The sequence below is a fragment of the Rhodococcus sp. BP-261 genome (genome assembly GCF_019835205.1).
GTDB lineage: Bacteria > Actinomycetota > Actinomycetes > Mycobacteriales > Mycobacteriaceae > Rhodococcoides > Rhodococcoides kyotonensis_B.
This window is the reverse complement of the sequence record NZ_JABUCO010000005.1, coordinates 23,134-40,518: the sequence shown is the minus strand read 5'-3', so window position 1 is coordinate 40,518 and position 17,385 is coordinate 23,134. Positions and strand designations below refer to the sequence as shown.

The window sequence follows — 17,385 nt, the reverse complement described above, 5'->3', positions numbered from 1 at the left end:
CGCATAGGGAACAGTCAAACTCGTCACGACGCAATCCCATTATGTGAGATCGCGCAGTTGCAATGCGAAGATGAATGGGTGTCGTCTCCGCAGCAGTCCGAACCACCGGACACATCATCCCACACGCCCGATCCCTCCCCACAGGTCATCCGGCTTCCGCGCCTCGCGCTGATCGGCGTGGCCCTGCTCCTGTTCGGAGTTTTCTTCCCCGCAGCGAGTTGGCCTGCCGCTCTCGGCTGGCTCTTCGTGGTCCCCATCGTAGTGGCCGTGTGGGTGATTCGGGTCAGGACCGTGGTGTCGATCGACGGTCTTTCCGTGCGTCGATTCCTCGGCTCCGAGTTCATAGGGTGGGACGACGTCCGCGGGATCCACTTTCCGAATCGCCGGTGGGCACGCGTCGTCCTGAAGGACAAGAGCGAGAAGTCACTTCCTCTCGTTCGTTTCGACCGTCTGCCTCAGTTGGCGGCCGCGAGCGGTGGACGCATCACCGATCCGTACGCGGCAGCAGCAGCCGATGCCGCCGCGGCCGATGCCGAGCGGGCGGAGCAGGATTCGGAAACCGACGGCGGACCGGACAAGGGCACTTCGTGATACGGGAGTAGCCTTGCCGGAGCGATATCCGCTGAAAAGTATTCGCTCCACAGATTGAGGAATCGAAGCATGCCGCCGCTACGGTCACGGGTTACCACTGTCGGACGCAACGCCGCGGGCGCACGCTCGCTCTGGCGCGCCACTGGAATGACGGACTCGGATTTCGGTAGGCCGATCGTCGCGATCGCCAACTCGTACACCCAATTCGTGCCCGGCCACGTGCATTTGAAGAACGTAGGCGAAATCGTCGCCGACGCCGTCCGCGCTGCCGGTGGCGTTCCACGTGAGTTCCACACGATCGCTGTCGACGACGGCATCGCAATGGGCCACGGCGGCATGCTCTATTCCCTGCCGAGCCGCGAAATCATCGCGGACTCGGTCGAATACATGGCCAACGCGCACACCGCCGACGCGCTCGTCTGTATCTCCAACTGCGACAAGATCACTCCCGGCATGCTCAATGCCGCGATGCGTCTGAACATCCCGACGGTCTTCGTCTCGGGCGGTCCGATGGAAGCGGGCAAGGCCGTCGTCGTCGGTGGCGTCGCGCAGGCACCGACCGACCTCATCACCGCGATCTCGGCGAGCGCCAACGAGTCCGTGTCCGAGGAAGGACTCGACGAGGTCGAGCGCAGCGCCTGCCCCACGTGTGGTTCGTGCTCGGGCATGTTCACCGCCAACTCGATGAACTGCCTCACCGAGGCCCTCGGTCTTGCTCTGCCGGGCAACGGATCCACACTCGCGACGCACAGTGCGCGTCGCGCACTCTTCGAGAGGGCGGGCACCGTCGTCGTCGAAGCAGCGCTCAAGTACTACCGCGAGGACGACCACTCCGTGCTGCCGCGCAGCATCGCCACCCCCGCCGCGTTCCGCAACGCGATGGCACTCGACGTCGCGATGGGCGGCTCGACCAACACCGTGCTGCACACGCTCGCCGCAGCCCAGGAGGGCGAGGTCGACTTCGATCTGGAGACCATCGACGCCATCAGCCGCAAGGTCCCCTGCCTGTCCAAGGTGTCGCCGAACTCCGACTACCACATGGAAGACGTGCACCGCGCAGGCGGAATCCCGGCGCTGCTGGGCGAACTGCGTCGCGCAGGCCTGCTCGAGACCGACGTCTCGACGGTGCACACGAAGAGCTTCGACGAGTGGCTCGACACGTGGGACATCCGCTCCGGCAAGGCTTCCGACGAGGCCCTCGAGCTGTTCTATGCTGCTCCCGGTGGAGTGCGCACCACCGAACCGTTCTCGACGGACAACCGGTGGTCGTCGCTCGACACCGACGCCGCAGGCGGGTGCATTCGCGACAAGGAGCATGCGTACACCGTCGAGGGTGGTCTTGTCGTGCTGCGCGGCAACATCGCGGTCGACGGCGCCATTCTGAAGACGGCGGGCATCGACGAGGAACTGTTCTCGTTCCAGGGCCCGGCGCTCGTCGTGGAGTCGCAGGAAGAAGCCGTGTCGGCGATCCTGCAGAAGAAGATCAAGCCGGGCGACGTGCTCGTCGTGCGCTACGAGGGCCCCAAGGGCGGCCCGGGCATGCAGGAGATGCTGCACCCGACGGCGTTCCTCAAGGGTGCCGGTCTCGGCAAGGAGTGCGCGCTGATCACCGACGGCCGCTTCTCCGGTGGCACGTCCGGCCTGTCCATCGGCCACATCTCCCCGGAGGCCGCGTCGGGCGGCGTCATCGGTCTGGTGGAGAACGGCGACCAGGTGCGCATCGACGTCGGCTCGCGCACGCTCGAGATCCTCGTCGACGACGACGTTCTCGCGACGCGACGGGCCAAGATGGAGGCGTCGGAGCGCCCGTGGCAGCCCGTGGATCGCCAGCGCACGGTCACCACGGCCCTGCGCGCGTACGCAGCTCTCGCGACGTCGGCCGACAAGGGCGCAGTGCGGTACGTGCCCTAGGCCCCGTGAGTGGGAATGCGTACTCCAGTACGCATTCCCACTCACATGCGGCTACGCCGCTATCGGGTTCGCACCGTTCAAGAAGATCCAGATGCACACGCCGCCGGCGATGCCGAGCAGCAGCGCGAGGAACGAACCGAAGCGCGGACGCGTCGCCCATCCCCTGCGGCCGTCGAGCGCGATCTTGCCCGGGCCGGTCAGGATGATCGCGGCGGCTGCAACGCCCAGGAGGCTCTCGTACTCGACGCCGTTCGGCGCGAAGAACTGCAGACCCGGGTCGGCGGCCTGTTTGAAGCACCACGCGTTGATCATGACGCCGAGAACCGCGGCACCCGCGAACGGCGTCGCCAGTCCGAGTATCAGCAGCGCACCGCCCGCGGTCTCACCGACCGCGCCCGCGATCGCGAGGATGTTGGCCTGCTCGTAGCCGGTGTCCTCGAGCAGTCCGCGGAAGCCGTCGAGACCCGGGCCGTTCCACAAGCCGACCAGCTTCTGAAGACCGTGCACGAGGAAGATGCCACCCACTGCCAGACGCAGCAGCAGCAATCCGAGATCCAGCGTGCCGCGCTTGGCCGGGATCTGCACCGTCTCGGTACGCACGACGGGTTCCGGCGCGGAAGCGGCTGGGGACACGGACGGTGCCGGTGAGACCGGCGCACTCGTCTGGGAGCGATCGAACACCTCCGTCGGCTTGTCCGAGTACGACGATCCGGTGTCCGACGGCGTCGGCTCCTCGTATTTCGACGGGCGGAACGCGGGTAGCTGCTCGGTCGGGTACGACGCCGTGCTGCTTCCGAAGTCCAAGTCGTCGTCGGTACGTGGCAACTTGTTCGAGTCACCCGAGGCCGGGCGCGCCTTCGGTGGCTGCTGAATCTGTTCGGTGGGCTGGTCGTACGGGCTCGACGCAGGCTCGTAGCCGGAGTCGGGCTTGTCGGAGTCACGGGGCTTGTCGGTCACGTCTCCAACACTAGAGCGGTGAGGCGCCGATGCACCTACATTGAGTCGGGCGCGGCGCTCACGGATCCGGACCGCCTGGCGAAGTGCGCCGAGGTTTCCGTAACGTTTGCGTACATGAAGTTGGTGCGTGCGTCGTCACGAAGAGCTACCGCCTCCGCAGTCCTGGCCGTCACCGCGATCATGGCGGCGGGATGTGCACGCTTCGACGACTCCGCATCCACCCCGTTCAGCCCCGAGCCGTCCTTCGGCGCAGCCGAGATCGACCCCGTCGACCCCGACGCGCCTCCGACGTCCACCTCCGCCGCTCCCGGCCCGCCTCCCGGTCCGTGTGTCGACCCGGACCCGAACGTGATCGCGACGTGTCTCGACACCACCGGTGGTCTCGTCATGCTCCCCGGTGGTGCCTCGGCGTTGATCGGCGAGCGGCGTACCGGGCGGATAGTGCAGGTCGCCCAGGGGCAGCAGCCGACGGAAGTAGCGCGCGTCGACGTCGACGCGTCCGGCGACGGCGGTCTGCTCGATCTGGCGTTGTCCCCGAGCTACGCCGAGGACGGACTCATCTACGCCTACATCACGACGGGCTCGGACAACCGTGTCGTCCGTATCGCAGCCGGAGACACCCCGAAGCCAGTACTGACGGGCATCCCGCGCGGCCAGGTGAGCAACCGAGGTGCGATCGAATTCTCCAGCCCCAGTCAGATGCTGGTACTGACGGGCGATGCCGGAAACCCTGCTGCCGCAACGGATCCGGCGTCACTTTCCGGCAAGTTGCTGCGCGTCGACTCGTTGACGCCGTCCGCGAACCCGCCTGCCCCGGCCGTCGCACTGAGCGGTATCGGGACCGCAGGCGACGTCTGCACCGATCAGACCGGCAGCATCTGGGTCACCGACCGGACGGCCGTCGAGGATCGGCTGCAGCGCATCGACCAACTCGGCACGGTCGTCTCACCGGTCTGGACCTGGCCGGACCGTCCCGGTGTCGCCGGCTGCGCGGCCGGCCCCGGCACGGTGGCCATCGCGCTGACGACGGGCAAGGCCGTCGCCGTGCTCGCAACCGACGAGAACACCGGAGCCGTGACCGCCGCGCCGTCCCTCGTCGCGCAGGACCGTTACGGCCAACTCAACGGCGCCGCGATCTCCGGCGACGGCACGATCTGGGCCGGGACCGTCAACAAGAACGGTGACGCGCCCGGCCCCAACGACGATCGCGTCGTCAAGATTCCGGTCCCCGCAGGCGGAGGCGGATTCGACTAGAGCTAGCTGCAGGCGGCGAGCACGAGTTCCTTGACTCGTGCTGCGTCGGCCTGGCCACGTGTCGCCTTCATGACGGCACCGACGATGGCACCCGCCGCCTGAACCTTGCCGCTGCGGATCTTGTCTGCGATACCGGGATTCGCGGCGAGAGCCTCGTCGACGGCTGCCTGCAACTTGGTGTCGTCCTTCTCGACGACGAGACCACGAGCAGCCATGACGTCGGCAGGTTCACCCTCCCCGGCGAGGACACCGTCGACGATCTGACGAGCACCGTTGTTGTTGACCTTGCCGTCGGCGACCAGCGCGACGACGGCTGCGACCTGAGCCGGCGTGATGGCCAGCTCGGTGAGCTCGACGCCCTTGACGTTCGCCTGCTGAGCCAGATAGGACACCCACCACGACCGCGCGGCCTGCGCGGGTGCACCCGCGTCGACGGTCGCCGCGACGAGGTCGAGAGCTCCGGAGTTCACGAGGTCACGCATCTCCTCGTCGGAGACGCCCCAGTCGGCCTGGATGCGGGCGCGGCGCAGCCACGGAAGCTCGGGCAGCGTGCCGCGGAGCTCTTCGATCCAGGCTGCGTCCGGTGCGACGGGCGCGAGGTCGGGCTCGGGAAAGTAGCGGTAGTCTTCGGCCGTCTCCTTCTTGCGTCCGGGCGACGTGGTGCCGTCGGACTCCTGGAAGTGACGGGTTTCCTGCACGACCTCGCCGCCGGACTGCAGCACGGCTGCCTGCCTGCGCATCTCGTAGCGAACGGCGACCTCGACGCTCTTGAGCGAGTTGACGTTCTTCGTCTCGGTACGCGTACCGAATTCGGTGGCCGTCTTCTCCATGAGCGACACGTTGGCGTCGCAACGCAGCGAGCCCTGATCCATGCGGACGTCGGACACGTCGAGGGCCTTCAGCAGGTCACGCAGGGCGGTGACGTAGGCGCGTGCCACCTCGGGAGCGCGCTCCCCGGTACCGGTGATCGGCTTGGTGACGATCTCGACGAGCGGAACGCCCGCGCGGTTGTAGTCGAGCAGCGAGTGGCTCGCTCCCTCGATGCGCCCGGTCGCGCCGCCGACGTGCGTCGACTTGCCGGTGTCTTCCTCCATGTGCGCCCGCTCGATCTCGACGCGAAAGGTGCTGCCGTCGTCGAGGACGACGTCGAGGTAGCCCTCGGTGGCGATCGGCTCGTCGTACTGCGAGATCTGGTAGTTCTTCGGCTGATCCGGGTAGAAGTAGTTCTTCCGAGCGAAACGTCCCCACGGGGTGATGGAACAGTTCAGTGCAAGGCCGATGCGGATGGCCGATTCCACGGCGGCGGAGTTGACCACCGGAAGGGCGCCGGGGAGGCTCAGGCACACCGGGCAGACCTGCGTGTTGGGCTCGGCACCGAACGCAGTCGGGCAGCCGCAGAACATCTTGGTCGCTGTGCCCAGCTCGACGTGGACCTCCATACCCAGAACGGGGTCGAATCGGGTCAGCACGTCGTCGTAGTCGATGAGATCGACCGTGGCAGCAGTCATGCACGTCAGTTTATGCGCTGGTGCGAACGCGTCAGTAACGAGGCGCCTCCGGCACCCGTGAGTACTAATGCATAGCCCTCTATACATAAGTACTCACGGGCGCCGAAGGCGCCTACCCGAAGAACGCCGCCGCGTCGACGTACCGGCTTTCCGGCACCCGCTTGAGTTGCTTGACGGCCTCGTCGAGCGAGACCAGCCCGATGTCGACCCCGCGCAGCGAGACCATCTTTCCGAAGTCCCCGGCGTGGGCGGCGTCGGCGGCGTTGACACCGAAACGCGTCGCGAGCACGCGGTCGTACGGCGTCGGCGTCCCGCCGCGCTGCACGTGCCCGAGCACCGTCGTGCGTACTTCCTTGTTGATCCGCCGCTCGATTTCCTGGCCGAGTTGATGCGCGACGCCGGTGAATCGCACGTGTCCGAATTCGTCGATACCGCCGTCGAGAAGCGACATCGACCCCTCCTTCGGCTTCGCCCCCTCGGCGACGACGCAGATGAAGTGCGAGTCGCCGCGCTGGAACCTCTTGCGCACGAGATCACAGACCTCGTCGACGTCGAACGGCTGCTCCGGGATCAACGTCATGTGCGATCCGGACGCCAGACCGGCGTGCAGGGCAATCCATCCCGCGTGCCGTCCCATGACCTCGACGAGCATGACGCGCTGATGCGACTCCGCGGTGCTGTGCAGCCGGTCGATCGCGTCGGTGGCGATGGTGAGCGCGGTGTCGAAGCCGAATGTGACGTCGGTGCAGTCGATGTCGTTGTCGATCGTCTTCGGCACGCCGACGACGGGAACGCCTTCCTCCGACAGCCAGTTCGCGGCCGTGAGAGTTCCCTCACCACCGATCGGGATGAGCACGTCGATGCCGTTGTCCTCGAGCGTCTGCTTGATCCGGTCGAGCCCGGCGCGCAACACATCGGGGTTGGTCCGTGCTGTCCCGAGGATCGTGCCGCCCTTGGTCAGCAGCCGATCGTTGCGGTCGTCGTTGCGGAGCTGAATCCGCCGGTCCTCCAGCAACCCTCGCCATCCGTCGAGAAATCCGACGACGGTCGATCCGTAGCGCGCATCCGCGGTGCGAACCACCGCCCTGATCACTGCGTTGAGTCCCGGGCAGTCACCGCCGCCGGTCAGAACACCGATGCGCATCGAATTCTCGCCTTTCGTCGTGGCCATACCTCCTACCGTAATTCGTGACGGTCGGATGGTCAGCCTGGAGTGACGACGCCACTCTCGTATGCCAGCACGACTGCTTGCGCCCGGTCCCGCAGACCGAGTTTGCCGAGCACCTTGCCGACGTGTGTCTTGACGGTCTGCTCGGCGACGAACAACGACTGCGCGATCTCCGTGTTCGACATCCCCTTGGCGATCAACTCGAGCACCTCGCGTTCGCGCGGCGTCAGAACCCGCAGCGACGACGGTTCCACCCGGGGTGTTCCGCGCCTGGACGTCACGTCGGCGATGAGGCGACGAGTAACCGACGGCGCGAGCAATGCCTCCCCCGCGGCGACGACGCGTACGCCGCGGATCAGTTCCTCGGCGGGCGCATCCTTGAGCATGAAGCCGCTGGCGCCGATGGTGAGCGCTTCGTAGACGTAGTCGTCGATGTCGAACGTCGTGAGCATCAAAATGCGTACCGGATGTGGCAGTCCCGCACCGAGAATGGCGCGCGCGGCATCGAGACCGTTCATCTGCGGCATGCGCACGTCCATCAGTACGACGTCGGGGAGCAGCCGCGTCACTTCGGTGACGGCACTCGCTCCGTTGTCGGCGTCCCCGATGACGGAGATGTCGGCCTGAGCGGCCAGCAATGCACCGAATCCCTGTCGAACCATTGCCTGATCGTCGGCGATGAATACCGTGATTGCCACGGGTGACACCCTATGCCGACGGGGCCGCCACCGGAATCGCGTCGACGGGTAGTCGGGCGACGACTTCGAAGCCGCCGTCGGACAGCGGACGTGTGTCGAGCCACCCCGCTGCACCGCGGGCTCGGTCTCTCATACCCTGCACGCCATGGCCTCCGGAGTTCTCGACGGCGACGACGCCCGCGGGTGACGGCCCGTTGATCACTTCCAGGAACACCAGATCCGATCCGTAGTCGAGACGCACACGCACATCGCTGTCGGGGGCGTGGCGAGCGGCGTTGGACAGCGATTCCTGCAGAATGCGATACAGCGCGAGACCCGTACCGGCCGATACGAGCGACGGTTGTCCCGTCGACGTCCACGTGAGTCGAACACCGGCTCGTTGCGCGCTCACCAGAAGCGCGTCGACGTCCGACGCGCTGGGCTGCGGGGCGTCGTCGACGACGTGACCGTCGCTGCGCAGAACCCCGAGCATGCCGCGGATCTCGTTGAGCGCCTCGCGCGCGGTGGCGCCGATGGACTCGAATTCCGCTGCAGCCGATGGCGATACATCGTCGAGTCGATACGGAGCGCTCTGCGCCTGCACCACCACGAGAGACATGTGATGGGCGACGACGTCGTGCAGATCTCGCGCGATCTTCGCCTTCTCCTCGAGGATGGCGCGCCGCGCCCGTTCGAGTTCGCTCACCTCCTCCTGGCGAGCCAGTTGACGACGCGACAGCACGAGCCATCGCACGAGCAGTCCGAACACGACGACAGCCGTGAACCCGACGGCCCAGCCGATGCCGTCGTCGCCGGGTGTGAACGACAGGAACAGCAGTACCGTCGCCCCCCAGGCGACGCCGACGATCGGCATCGCACACCGCAGACTCACTGCGAACACCAGCACCAACATCACCATGATGTGGGTGACCTGCCACGGATAGTCGTAGCCCGGAACGTTGTCGAACGCGACGGGCACGACCAACGCGGAGGCCGCCGAGATCGCCCATCCCAGGGCCGGATTGGCGCGCACGAGCAGAAACGGGAAGACTGCGAGCGCAGCGACGATCGGCATGAGGGGCGGCGACACGTCATGCGTCAACTGCAGCGTCGGCCATGCCACCGCGTACAGAATCGCCGTGACGAGAACGATCACGACATCGACGACTCGACCCGCGACGAGCCGTCGCACACCTGCCACGGTCGTGTTCACGGGGCTTCCCATCGAATTACCTTTGCTCACCCCGTGAACTCTAGGAACCGACGCGACGAAAGTCGTCATACCTCGGGGTGAGATCAGGACCCGTACCGCGGTATCAGAAGGACCGGCTGTCGGTCCGGAGGTGTGACGCGAGATCGCGACCTCGGTGCGATGACCTGCAGCGTGGAGCGTTCCTAGCGTCTCGGGTCATGACAGCGAGAGCGAAGATCGCCATCGGAGCACTTCTGACCACGGTGGGTCTCGGAGCAAGCATCGGACTCCCCACCGCCGCCGCCTCGGACGCGCACACCTCGGCGGTGTCCGTCGCCATCGACGCCTTGACCGCGAATGACGCCGTTCTCGCGGCCGGCCGGGTGCCCACGGGTTTTCGGACGATGTTCTACGAGCCCGCCGTCGAGAACGGTGTGCTCGTGAACCCGACGGGCGAGTGCTCGTCACCGATTCCCCTTCCACGGGAGTTCGACACCGCCTGCAAGGCACACGATCTCGGGTACGACCTCATCCGATACGGTGCTGCGACAGGCGATCCGGCGGCAACGCGACTTCGCGAGGACCTCGACGCATCGCTTCGGACTTCCCTGCACGATTCCTGCCGTGTTCGTGACGGAATCGGTTCCCGTTCGGTCTGCTACCTGATGAGCGACGTCGCCTCTGCCGCAGTCGATTTCAACTCGTGGCGCCAGGGGTACGGCAACCCAGGCCCCGAACCTGCTCTGCCGTTCCTTCTCGCCGGCACGCTCGTCGCCGCCGGTGCTGCTGCAGCGTCCACCGCGGCCGCCGTTGTCGCACGCCGAGCGAAGGCACACGCATGACCGCGACTCTCGTCATCCCGGCGACTCACCCGATCGACACTCCCCGACGCCCACCCGCCGTTCCCCGCGTCACGACTTCGGTTCTGCTGTCGGCGGCGACCGTGGCATCGCTGGCCCCGTCGCTGCTTCCTCGCGCACCCGAAGTCCAGGCGGTCGTGACAGCGCTGTTCGCAGCCACGGCCCTGCTGCTGTCCGCCGTCCTCCACCGGATCACGACGCGACTGCACTGCAGGGGCCCGCAGCCGACCGCGCGACGCGTCGCAGCCTCGGTCGGCATCGTCGCCGTGGCCGGAGCAGTCGTCGCCGCCGCTCACTGGCAGAACCGACTGCGTGACGCGATGGGTCAGCCGCCCACCGGCGCGATGCACTGGGTCGAAGTACTGTGCGGTTCGGTGTCGATATCGGCGATGCTGATCGTCGCCGGAGTCGGATCGGCACGCGGCGTGCGAGCTGTCGGCACGGCGCGAGTCACGGTCGCTGCGCTCGTCGTGGTCGTCGTCGGCTCCGTGTTCGCGGTTCCGTGGGCTCGGCACGCGTTCTCCACTCGCTACACGCTTGCCGACGCCGTCGTCGACACCGATCTCACCGCTCCGAACACAGCGTCGCAGATCCGGTGGGACGACTTGGGTCGCGAGGGCCGCAGGTTCGTCGCTGCCGGGGCCGACGGTTCGGCAATCCGGACGTACGTCGGACTGAGATCCGCCGCGACCGTCGACGAACGAGCACTGCTCGCCGTCGACGAGCTGGGTCGTGCAGGGGGATTCGGCAAGGAGCACATCGTCATCGCTGTTCCGACCGGATCGGGATGGGTCGACGAGAACGCCGTCAGCGGCATCGAGGAGCGATTCGCCGACGACGTCGCGACGGTGGCTCTGCAGTACTCCGACCAACCCAGTTGGGCGACATTTCTTTTCGCCGAGGACGCAGCCGTCGACGCGACGACCGCACTGTTGAACGCAGTGCGAGACAGACTGCGAACGTACGATCCGCTGTCGCGTCCCGAGCTCCACGTCTACGGACAGAGCCTCGGATCGGTCGCCGGAAGCGCTGCGGTGCAACGTGATTCGAGTTTCGTGTGCAGCACGGTATGGGCGGGACCTCCCAGTGGTGAGGTGACCGCAGGCGGAGGCGTCGTACTCGCCAACAGTTCCGATCCGGTCGTCTGGTGGTCGGCCGATCTGATTCACGAGCGTCCCGACCTGACCGACGCCCGCGTCGATGCCCCCGTCCCCGCATGGATTCCGGTGGTCTCCTACCTGCAGACGACCGTCGACCTGCTGTCCGCACTGAACGCGCCCGCGGGTCACGGACATCGGTACGGCACCGACCAGGGCACGAGCATTCGCGAATGCTAGAGACCCAATCGATGTGCCAGCCAATCCATTTCGATCTCGAGCGCGGGCGCCCACACGTCCATCGAGTGGCCACCGGGTAGTTCTGCGTACCGCACGTCCATGCCGTCGGCGACGGCCGCGTCGAACAGGCGACGCGTCTGCGGCCGAAACTCCTCGTCGGCGTCTCCGACGACGAAAGCACCCGCTGTGTCCGGATAGTCGTTCTGCTCGAGCAACGTCAGAGGTGCGACGGCGTCGAACTTCGCCACCGATTCGTCGCTGTCGTCACCGAAGGCCGCGGTGATCGACTCGTCCCGTGTGCCGCGTCGCGGCTCGTCCTCACCCGAAATGTCGAGGAACGTCGGGTACACGTCCGGCACACGCAGCGCGGTCTGCACCGAACACGTTCCGCCGTACGAGTATCCGCCGATCGCCCACTCTCGTGGATCGGTGGAGCCGTGCATGTTCTGCTGAACCCACGTCGGAACGTCGACGGCGAGATACGTCGAGACGTTGCCCAGATCGGAGTCGATGCACATGGGGTTGGCGTCGGCGTCGCCCAGCGCATCGGCGACGACGACGATGGGTGCATGGCCGTCGTGGTTCGCTGCGAACGTATCCATCGTCCGCGCGAGATGGCCACCCTCGATCCAGTCGACGACGTGACCCGGCTGGCCGGTGAGCAGCACCAGCACCGGGTTGTCGCCGTGAGCGTCCGCGCGGTAGAACGGCGGGGTGTAGACCGACGCGGGTCTGGCCTCGAATCCCGACACCGTTCCCGGGATGTCGACGCTGGTGACGGTGCCGACGGGCGGATGCCCCATCGCCGCAGCGAGAGTCGGCACCTTCCAGACCTGCGTGTTCGTCACCGCGACGAGGGCACCGACCACGGTGAGCACGGTCAGAACCCCGAGGACTCGGCGGCGCAACAGAATCCAGCCGAGAAGGAACGCCACCGCCAGCGCGAGGGCGGGAAGGACGATCGAGTCGATCCGGACGTGCACGACGTCCAGCGCGACGTCGTGCATCATCCCGATCAACTCGGTGTCACTTCAGAGCGCCGCGTGCTGCCTCGTACGCCGCACCGATGCGGTAGAGGCGGTCGTCGGCGAACGCGGGTGCCATGATCTGCAGACCGACGGGCAGACCGTCCTCGGACGCGAGTCCGGACGGAACCGACATCGCGCAGTGGCCTGCGAGGTTGGTCGGCAGCGTGCACAGGTCGTTCAGGTACATCGCGATCGGGTCGTCGACCTTCTCCCCCAGCGGGAATGCCGTCGTCGGCGTCGTCGGAGAGACCAGCACGTCGACCTGCTCGTAGGCCCTGTCGAAGTCCCGGGCGATGAGCGTGCGCACCTTCAGCGCCTGGCCGTAGTACTCGTCGTAGTATCCGGCCGACAACGCATAGGTGCCGATCATGATGCGGCGCTTGACTTCTGCACCGAATCCTTCGGCGCGCGTGATCGCCATGACCTGCTCGGCGCTGTGCGTACCGTCGTCGCCTGCGCGGGAGCCGTAACGCATTCCGTCGAAACGGGCGAGATTGGACGACACCTCCGACGGGAGGATCAGGTAGTACGCGGCGAGCGCGTGCACGAAGTTGGGGCACGACACCTCGACGACCTCGGCACCGAGGGAGGTCAGCGTGGCGACCGCGGCATCGAAGGACGAGATGACACCCGACTGGTAACTGTCGGAGTGCAATTCCTTGACGACGCCGACCTTGACGCCCTTCAGGTCGCCCTTGGCACCGTCGCGTGCAGCGGCGACGACCGACGCCACCGGGGTGTCGACCGACGTGGAGTCGCGCGGGTCGTGTCCGGCGATGACCTCGTGCAGCAATGCCGTGTCGAGAACGGTACGGCCACACGGGCCACCCTGATCCAGCGACGACGCGCACGCGATGAGTCCGTATCGAGACACCGTGCCGTAGGTCGGCTTGGTGCCGACGGTTCCGGTCAACGCGGCAGGCTGACGGATCGAGCCGCCGGTGTCCGTGCCGATCGCCAGAGGCGCCTGGTACGACGCCAGGGCCGCCGCACTTCCGCCGCCCGATCCGCCGGGGATGCGGGTGGTGTCCCAGGGGTTCTTCGTCGGACCGTATGCGGAGTTCTCGGTCGACGAGCCCATCGCGAATTCGTCCATGTTCGTCTTGCCGAGCAGCGGGATACCCGCGCCACGCAGCTTCGCCGTGACCGTCGCGTCGTACGGCGAGATCCATCCTTCGAGGATCTTCGACGCGCACGTCGTCGGCATGTCCGTCGTGGTGAACACGTCCTTCAGCGCCAGCGGAACGCCTGCCAGAGCCGACGCGGGCGCGTCGCCGGCAGCGAGCGAGGCGTCGACCTCCTTCGCGGAGACGAGTGCACCGGCACCGGAGACGTGAAGGAATGCGCCCAGGTCGCCGTCGACCTGTTCGATGCGGTCGAGGTGAGCCTGCGTGACCTCGACGGCCGACACCTCACGGGAGTGAATGCGCGTCGCGAGTTCGGACGCGTCGAGTGCGGTCAGGTCGGTCATTCGCTCTCTCCCAGGATCTGCGGCACTGCGAAACGGTCTTCCTCGGCGTTCGGCGCCTCGGCCAGCGCCTGCTGAGGCGTCAGGCCGGGCACGATGACGTCGGGGCGCGTCACATTGGTGATGGCGCTGGGGTTGGCCGTCGGCGGCACGTCGTCCGCGGCGACTTCCGCGACCGTCTTCACGTGGTGCAGAATCGAATCCAGCTGACCTGCGAACTCGTCCAGTTCGGCTTCGCTCAGCGCCAGCCGAGACAGCCGGGCGAGGTGAGCTACCTCGTCGCGGGAGATATCAGGCACCGCGTGGACCCCTTTCACAACAATCGAAGATGCGCCGCACGGGCACATGACGTGTGCAAGCTTATAGGTCCGGCGACGGCCGCAGCCCGTGGACCTTCCGCTGTCGACGGCCGGACACGCCCATGGTGTCGTCAAGATCACCGCCCCCTTCGTGCTGGTCGACCCGGGCACGACCGAGAAAGCGTCGACGGTGCGCGGCGCGGACCCGACGTGCGGCGTGAGGGATGCCTAGAGTTCTCTACGGATCGTCCGTGTTCGAAGAGAGTCACCGAAAGGGAGCGTCATGTCCTACCTGCTCCGCGTCCAGCTTCCCGATCGTCCCGGCAGCCTCGGCGCACTCGCCGTCGCACTCGGTTCCGTCGGAGCGGACATTCTGTCTCTCGACGTCATCGAACGCGGCGACGGGTACGCGGTGGACGACCTGGTCGTCGACGTCGCGCCCGGATCCCTTCCCGACACGCTCATCACCGCGGCGGAGAACCTGAATCACGTACGGGTCGACTCGATCCGGCCGTACACGGGCGTGCTGGACACACATCGCGAACTCGAACTGATCGACAGCGTCGCCGCGGCCACCGACGACCGACTACAGGTACTCGTCGACGGTGCGCCACGCGTCCTGCGGGTCGGGTTCAGCATCGTCGTGGCCACGGGCGAACGCGGCACGTACCGGGTCGTCGGTAGTTCCGGCGCCCCGGAAACCCACGCCACGGAGATGCCGTGGATGCCACTGCAGCACCCGGCCGCGCTGGACGGCGATGCCGAGTGGGTGCCGCAGGCCTGGCGCGACATGGACACCAAGATCGCTGCAGCGCCGCTCGGGTCGACGGGAACCGTCCTCGTGCTGGGACGTCCGGGCGGCCCCGACTTCAGGCCGTCGGAGGTGGCGCGACTCGGCTACCTCGCCGGAATCGTCGCCACCGTCCTGGGCTGAAGCGTTACTCGTCGTTACTGTCCGGGTCGCTCCTGCGGGCTCCGCTCCCGTCGCTGTCCGGGTCGCTCTCGCCATCGCTGTCGCCGGGCCGGACAGCATCCGGACCCTCGGTCAGCAGCAGCGTGAAGCCTGCTTCGTCGAGTACAGGAACCCCGAGTTCGACGGCCTTGTCGTGCTTGCTTCCCGGCGATTCGCCGACGACGACGAACGCCGTCTTCTTCGACACCGATCCGGCCGCCTTGCCGCCACGTGCGAGGATCGCCTCCTTCGCCTGGTCACGCGAGTAGTTCTCGAGCGAACCCGTGACGACGATCGACATGCCTTCGAGGTTCCGAACGATCGAGTCGTCGCGCTCGTCCTCCATCCGGACGCCCGCGGCGCGCCACTTCTCGACGATGGTTCGGTGCCACGGCACGGTGAACCATTCGGCCACGGCCTTGGCCATGGTGGGGCCGACGCCGTCGACCGCGGCCAGCTCTTCTTCCGACGCGTTCTCGATGCGTTCGAGGCTGCCGAACTCGGTGGCGAGCGCACGACCGGCGGACGGTCCGACATGGCGGATGGACAGGCTGACGAGAACCCGCCACAGCGGCCGGTCCTTGGCCTTGTCGAGATTGTCGAGCAACCGTCGGCCGTTCGCGGACAGCGCGCCGCCCTTGGTCCGGAAGATCGACGTCTTCAACAGGTCGTCCTCGGTGAGCGAGAAGATGTCGCCCTCGTCGAGCACCACTTCGGCTTTCAACAGATCCGTCGCCGCCTCGTAGCCGAGACCTTCGATGTCGAACCGGCCTCGCTCGGCGACGAAGAACAGGCGTTCACGACGCTGACCAGGGCAGAACTCGGAATTGGGGCAGCGAAGGTCGGCGTCGCCCTCCTTCGCGGGAGCCAGCGTGGTGCCGCACTCGGGGCACTCGGTGGGCATGACGAACTCGGTCTCGTCACCTGTGCGTGCGTCGACGACAGGCCCCAGAACCTCCGGAATGACCTCGCCCGCCTTGCGGATGGTGACGGTGTCGCCGATCAGCACGCCCTTGCGCTTGACTTCGGACCCGTTGTGCAGCGTCGCCAACGACACCGTCGACCCGGCCACGAGCACCGGTTCCATGTACGCGAACGGAGTGACACGGCCCGTACGGCCGACATTGACCCTGATGTCGAGGAGCTTGGTGGTGACTTCCTCGGGCGGATACTTGTAGGCGATGGCCCAGCGCGGCGCGCGCGAGGTGGTACCGAGCCTGCGGTGCAGAGCCATCTCGTCGACTTTGACGACGAGCCCGTCGATCTCGTGTTCGACGTCGTGGCGATGGGTGTCCCAGTACTCGACCTTCTCGACGACGGCGTCGATGCCCTCGACCTGGCTGGTGTGGGTCGACACGGGCAGACCCCACGCCTTCAACGCTTCGTAGGCGTGCAGCTGCGAGTCGGGCGAAAACCCTTCCATTCGGCCGAAACCGTGGCAGATCATGCCGAGACGACGACGCGCGGTGACCGCGGGATTCTTCTGCCTCAGCGACCCTGCTGCCGAGTTCCGGGGATTCGCGAACGGCGCTCTGCCCTCCTCGACGAGCGCGGCGTTGAGCGCCTGGAAGTCCTCCAACCGGAAGAACACCTCGCCGCGCACTTCCAACAAGGCCGGAATGGGATGATCGGGACTCTCGGTCAACGTCTCGGGGATGTCGTCGATGGTCCGCGCGTTCAACGTGACGTCCTCGCCGGTGCGGCCGTCGCCACGCGTGGCACCGCGGACGAGTGTGCCGTTCTCGTAAACCAGGTTGAGCGCTACACCGTCGATCTTGACCTCGCACAGGTAGTGCAGACCGGATCCGGTTTCCGACTCGACGCGTTTGGCCCAGGCACGAAGCTCGTCGTAGTCGAACACGTTGTCCAAGCTCAACATTCGTTCGAGATGGTCGACGGCGGTGAACTCGGTGGCGAACCCGCCCCCGACCAGCTGCGTCGGCGAGTCGGCGGTACGGAGCTCGGGATGTGCTTCCTCCAGCGCGTTCAGATCGCGCAGCAGAGCGTCGAATTCGCCGTCGGAGATGATCGGCGAGTCGCGCACGTAGTAGCGGAACTGGTGGCCACGCACTTCCTCGGCCAACTTCTGCCACTGCTCCCGATCTTCGCTGGATGCCGGTGTGCCGGCAGCCACGGCGTCAGCGGTGTCGGTCGAAGCAGGTACGTCAGTCGATTCGTCCACT

General features: G+C 66.7%; 16 protein-coding genes. 7 read left to right on the top strand and 9 right to left on the bottom strand.

Going from position 1 to position 17,385, the window contains the following annotated elements; genetic code table 11:
* Positions 1 to 78: 78 nt before the first annotated feature.
* Positions 79 to 591, top strand: coding sequence for a PH domain-containing protein (locus HQ354_RS07680; protein ID WP_217266269.1), 513 nt, complete (start codon positions 79 to 81; stop codon positions 589 to 591).
* 69 nt (positions 592 to 660) lie between these two features.
* Positions 661 to 2,502: a dihydroxy-acid dehydratase gene (ilvD, locus tag HQ354_RS07675; protein WP_068428437.1), complete on the top strand. Its 1,842-nt coding sequence runs from the start codon at positions 661 to 663 to the stop codon at positions 2,500 to 2,502.
* A gap of 51 nt (positions 2,503 to 2,553) precedes the next feature.
* On the opposite strand, the gene HQ354_RS07670 is transcribed toward ilvD, so the two are convergent.
* A complete protein-coding gene (locus HQ354_RS07670; RefSeq protein ID WP_068428434.1) occupies positions 2,554 to 3,459 on the bottom strand; it encodes a DoxX family protein in 906 nt (301 codons plus the stop codon).
* Between the two features lie 114 nt (positions 3,460 to 3,573).
* Between HQ354_RS07670 and HQ354_RS07665 the strand changes: the two genes are divergently transcribed.
* The gene (locus HQ354_RS07665; RefSeq protein ID WP_068428432.1) at positions 3,574 to 4,713 is read left to right on the top strand and encodes a sorbosone dehydrogenase family protein; all 1,140 of its coding nucleotides are present in this window, start codon (positions 3,574 to 3,576) and stop codon (positions 4,711 to 4,713) included.
* Positions 4,714 to 4,715: 2 nt separating this feature from the next.
* Here the strand turns inward: HQ354_RS07665 and gatB are convergent, their stop codons facing one another.
* The 4 genes from gatB to HQ354_RS07645 all read right to left on the bottom strand — a co-directional run bounded on the left by gatB (position 4,716) and on the right by HQ354_RS07645 (position 9,291).
* The gene (gatB, locus tag HQ354_RS07660) at positions 4,716 to 6,221 is read right to left on the bottom strand and encodes an Asp-tRNA(Asn)/Glu-tRNA(Gln) amidotransferase subunit GatB (protein WP_068428429.1); all 1,506 of its coding nucleotides are present in this window, start codon (positions 6,219 to 6,221) and stop codon (positions 4,716 to 4,718) included.
* A 112-nt stretch (positions 6,222 to 6,333) separates the two neighbouring features.
* Positions 6,334 to 7,365 carry an ATP-dependent 6-phosphofructokinase gene (locus HQ354_RS07655; RefSeq protein WP_068429134.1) on the bottom strand — a complete coding sequence of 344 codons (1,032 nt, stop codon included), beginning with the start codon at positions 7,363 to 7,365 and terminating at the stop codon, positions 6,334 to 6,336.
* A gap of 59 nt (positions 7,366 to 7,424) precedes the next feature.
* The gene (locus HQ354_RS07650; protein WP_222634607.1) at positions 7,425 to 8,087 is read right to left on the bottom strand and encodes a response regulator transcription factor; all 663 of its coding nucleotides are present in this window, start codon (positions 8,085 to 8,087) and stop codon (positions 7,425 to 7,427) included.
* Positions 8,088 to 8,097: 10 nt separating this feature from the next.
* Positions 8,098 to 9,291, bottom strand: coding sequence for a sensor histidine kinase (locus tag HQ354_RS07645; RefSeq protein WP_222634622.1), 1,194 nt, complete (start codon positions 9,289 to 9,291; stop codon positions 8,098 to 8,100).
* Positions 9,292 to 9,476: 185 nt separating this feature from the next.
* Between HQ354_RS07645 and HQ354_RS07640 the strand changes: the two genes are divergently transcribed.
* Together HQ354_RS07640 and HQ354_RS07635 are read left to right on the top strand one after the other, a co-directional pair.
* On the top strand, positions 9,477 to 10,100 hold the full coding sequence (locus HQ354_RS07640) for a hypothetical protein (protein ID WP_068428425.1): 624 nt from the start codon (positions 9,477 to 9,479) through the stop codon (positions 10,098 to 10,100).
* On the top strand, positions 10,097 to 11,455 hold the full coding sequence (locus HQ354_RS07635) for an alpha/beta-hydrolase family protein (RefSeq protein ID WP_222634608.1): 1,359 nt from the start codon (positions 10,097 to 10,099) through the stop codon (positions 11,453 to 11,455). The genes HQ354_RS07640 and HQ354_RS07635 overlap by 4 nt, the downstream gene beginning before the upstream one ends.
* Here HQ354_RS07635 and HQ354_RS07630 read toward each other — a convergent pair.
* The 3 genes from HQ354_RS07630 to gatC are packed head-to-tail and all read right to left on the bottom strand — an operon-like array spanning position 11,452 to position 14,250.
* Positions 11,452 to 12,465 carry an esterase family protein gene (locus tag HQ354_RS07630; protein ID WP_068428417.1) on the bottom strand — a complete coding sequence of 338 codons (1,014 nt, stop codon included), beginning with the start codon at positions 12,463 to 12,465 and terminating at the stop codon, positions 11,452 to 11,454. The genes HQ354_RS07635 and HQ354_RS07630 overlap by 4 nt on opposite strands.
* 16 nt (positions 12,466 to 12,481) lie before the next feature.
* Positions 12,482 to 13,954, bottom strand: a complete 1,473-nt coding sequence (gatA, locus tag HQ354_RS07625) for an Asp-tRNA(Asn)/Glu-tRNA(Gln) amidotransferase subunit GatA (protein WP_068428415.1) — start codon at positions 13,952 to 13,954, stop codon at positions 12,482 to 12,484.
* A complete protein-coding gene (gene gatC / locus HQ354_RS07620; protein ID WP_068428413.1) occupies positions 13,951 to 14,250 on the bottom strand; it encodes an Asp-tRNA(Asn)/Glu-tRNA(Gln) amidotransferase subunit GatC in 300 nt (99 codons plus the stop codon). The genes gatA and gatC overlap by 4 nt, the downstream gene beginning before the upstream one ends.
* An 88-nt stretch (positions 14,251 to 14,338) precedes the next feature.
* Between gatC and HQ354_RS07615 the strand changes: the two genes are divergently transcribed.
* Both HQ354_RS07615 and HQ354_RS07610 read left to right on the top strand, forming a co-directional pair.
* Positions 14,339 to 14,482 carry a hypothetical protein gene (locus HQ354_RS07615; RefSeq protein WP_157105370.1) on the top strand — a complete coding sequence of 48 codons (144 nt, stop codon included), beginning with the start codon at positions 14,339 to 14,341 and terminating at the stop codon, positions 14,480 to 14,482.
* 51 nt (positions 14,483 to 14,533) lie between these two features.
* Complete coding sequence (locus HQ354_RS07610) at positions 14,534 to 15,184, top strand: ACT domain-containing protein (RefSeq protein WP_068428409.1); 651 nt, start codon at positions 14,534 to 14,536, stop codon at positions 15,182 to 15,184.
* 4 nt (positions 15,185 to 15,188) lie between these two features.
* On the opposite strand, the gene ligA is transcribed toward HQ354_RS07610, so the two are convergent.
* On the bottom strand, positions 15,189 to 17,384 hold the full coding sequence (gene ligA, locus HQ354_RS07605; RefSeq protein WP_222634609.1) for an NAD-dependent DNA ligase LigA: 2,196 nt from the start codon (positions 17,382 to 17,384) through the stop codon (positions 15,189 to 15,191).
* Between the last annotated feature and the right edge of the window lies 1 nt (position 17,385).